Origin of the sequence: Moritella sp. (genome assembly GCF_033791185.1) — a bacterium.
Classification (GTDB): domain Bacteria; phylum Pseudomonadota; class Gammaproteobacteria; order Enterobacterales; family Moritellaceae; genus Moritella.
Genome location: NZ_JASJHF010000110.1, coordinates 1 through 2,931, shown reverse-complemented (window position 1 = coordinate 2,931; position 2,931 = coordinate 1). Strand labels below are relative to the sequence as shown.

3 protein-coding genes are annotated in these 2,931 nt (G+C 42.0%); all 3 read left to right on the top strand.

The window, feature by feature from the left end; translation table 11 throughout:
* The first annotated feature begins 254 nt into the window (after positions 1 to 254).
* The 3 genes from QNK26_RS07010 to QNK26_RS07000 all read left to right on the top strand — a co-directional run bounded on the left by QNK26_RS07010 (position 255) and on the right by QNK26_RS07000 (position 2,588).
* Positions 255 to 731, top strand: a complete 477-nt coding sequence (locus QNK26_RS07010; RefSeq protein ID WP_319221804.1) for a DoxX family protein — start codon at positions 255 to 257, stop codon at positions 729 to 731.
* Positions 732 to 834: 103 nt separating this feature from the next.
* A complete protein-coding gene (locus tag QNK26_RS07005; RefSeq protein ID WP_319221803.1) occupies positions 835 to 1,788 on the top strand; it encodes a glutathione S-transferase family protein in 954 nt (317 codons plus the stop codon).
* Positions 1,785 to 2,588 (top strand): class III extradiol ring-cleavage dioxygenase, encoded by an 804-nt coding sequence (locus QNK26_RS07000; protein ID WP_319221802.1) that lies wholly within the window; start codon positions 1,785 to 1,787, stop codon positions 2,586 to 2,588. Before QNK26_RS07005 ends, QNK26_RS07000 begins: the two co-directional genes overlap by 4 nt.
* Positions 2,589 to 2,931: the final 343 nt, after the last annotated feature.

The following is a 2,931-nucleotide window of genomic DNA, read 5'->3' as shown; positions in this document are numbered from 1 at the left end:
CCGATCCTTCTGGCCCTACACGCTTTAATAGTGGTAGGGCTTTTTGCTTTGTTAAAGCCTGTCAGCTGAACCTCACCCAGATCAAACCGTTACTTTACTGCCTCGCATTGCGCATAACGTTTAACAACAATTTGTTGATAGTTATTCAACGATAACACCATTTATCTTCCAGTGGTTGTTAATTATATTATGAATATGCAAAGCAAACGGGTGATGCATAATTTAAACAAGTTAACGGAATTAGGGGAATGATGATGAATTCTAAAATTATTACATCGGTATTAAACACAACAACGAGTATTGCACCACTGACCATTCGCATTCCTTTAGGGATTGTTTTAGTCGCTCACGGTGCACAAAAGCTGTTTGGCTGGTTTGGTGGTTACGGCCTGGAGGGAACAGGTCAATGGATGGCAAGTATTGGTTTCGAGCCAGGTATGCTAATGGCCTTTCTGGCAGGCAGTGGCGAGTTTTTTGGCGGTATTGCGCTAATGTTCGGATTGTTAACACGTCCAGCAGCAATCGTGACTGGCTTTACCATGCTTATAGCGATGACAGTACATTTGGGTAACGGCCTTTTCCTTGCCAATAATGGCTATGAATTTGCGCTAATACTACTATTCGCATCTGTTTCTTTGGCAATTCAAGGCGGAGGTCGTTATTCGCTGGATAATCTCATTAAGTCTTGGTTACACAGCCGTTCTTACAATGGCACAGACTCCGCTGCTTAATTATGTTTACACTTAGTTTAAATCAGCAATATCGGGAATGGGATGAGTATCTGTTCCCACAGATTGAACTGATACTTTTAGATATGACAGAAGGATAATGAACATGTTAGTAAATGGCGTATGGACCGAAAACTGGCAGCCTGTTCAGGCAAAAGATAAAGAGGGTCGGTTTATTCGACAAACCTCTAGTTTCAGAAACTGGATCACTAGAGATGGCCAAGCGGGCCCGACTGGTGCTGGCGGTTTTAAAGCGGAAAAAGATCGCTATCATTTGTATATCGCTTATATCTGCCCATGGGCATCACGTACGCTAATGGTAAGGGAGCTTAAACAGTTAAGCGACTATATCACTATTAGCGTCGTTAACCCTGTGCTGACAGAGCAAAGTTGGCAGTTTGGCGGCCACCCTGGCTCAGATGTTGATACGCTTAATGGGCATTTATACTTGCATGAGCTATATACCGCGGCAGACTCCTGCTTTACAGGGCGCCCAACCGTGCCAGTCCTCTGGGATAAAGTGAATAAGGTGGTGGTTAGCAATGAATCGGCAGACATCATTCGTATGTTAAATACGGCCTTTGATGATTTAACTGGCTCAACCTTAGATCTGTACCCTGATGAATTTGCAACAGACATTGATGCGTTAAATAAGCGAGTTTATGAAGAGCTCAATAATGGCGTGTATCAAGCCGGTTTTGCTAGTTCACAGTTAGCCTATGAGGAAGCTTACTACAAGGTGTTTAATATGCTGGATGAGCTTGAAGAACGCTTAGAAGCTGGTCATACATTTTTATTTGGTGACACTATTACAGAAAGTGATATCAGAGTATTTGTCACTCTGATTCGTTTTGATGTGGCGTATCATGGATTATTTAAGTGTAACCGGAATACGTTAGCCAGTATGCCGAACCTTACTCGTTACGTTAAGCGCATTCTGTCTATTAAGGGGATTGAGAATACTGTAAACCTTGATCACATCAAACACGGTTATTACTCAATTAAAGCGTTAAACCCAACGGGGATAGTACCCGTTGGGCCAGAGGTACAGGTTTTATGACGATTCAATCGAATTCAACACTGTTTCCGGCACTCTTTATTTCACACGGTTCTCCGATGATGGCAATAGAGGAGAGTGCCACAAAGACATTTTTAAGTAATCTTAGTAATACGCTTCCCACACCAAAAGCAATTGTTGTGTTTTCAGCGCATTTTGATGTGGACGATGATGTTGTCGTCACTAGCGGAGATAATCCAGCGACGATCCATGACTACTATGGTTTTCCTGAAGCGCTATACGCGCTTAATTACTCAGCACCCGGATCGCCTAAACTGGCGCAAAAGGTTGTTGGCTTGTTGAGTGAAGGGGGAATTAAATCGCGGTTAGATGCTAATCGAGGTTGGGATCATGGCGTCTGGATACCGATGAAATTGATTTTCTCGAAAGCTAATATTCCCATCGTACAAATTTCTATCAATAGTCAGCTCGGCCCTGAAGCACACTATCGGTTAGGTCAATGTCTGAGAGTTTTACGCGAGCAGGATGTATTGATCGTAGGCTCTGGGGGGATAAGTCATAACTTGCGAGAGCTGTTTACGAAAAGACCAGATCCTGATAGAGCGAAGAAAGTGAATTTGTTTACTGAATGGGTTTGCAAAAATCTACAAATGGGTAATATCAAAAACCTATTAAACTATGTAGATGACGCGCCATATAGCTTGTTTAATCATCCAACACCGGAACATCTTTTGCCTCTTTTTTGCATTTTGGGAAGCTGCACTGATAGTGAATTTATTAAGCGCATCCATCAAAGTGTTGAGTCAGAGGTATTGGCATTAGATGCATACTTGTCCGACTAAGTCGGCATATTAATGGCCTAATAATTTACCGATTTGTTAAGGCTGTCGCTCTATTTATCAAAGCACACGAAGTATATCTCCATTACTCACAACCGACGTGAACTCTTAGGATTTATCACTACTTTAACTGTCATACTTTTCCTAATACACAATAACCCTTGTTGGAGTCATAACTCTAACAAGGTTTTGTCCATCAATGGCTTAGGATGATCGCTCTAAGCCTGTTATCACCAAGCGACTTTGTCGTACCATAACTACCAAGCGACTCTGTCGTTTTTATAATTACCAAGGGAAATTGACGGATCTAACTTTTCAGTAATCCTCTGAGTATCACTGTTTACTT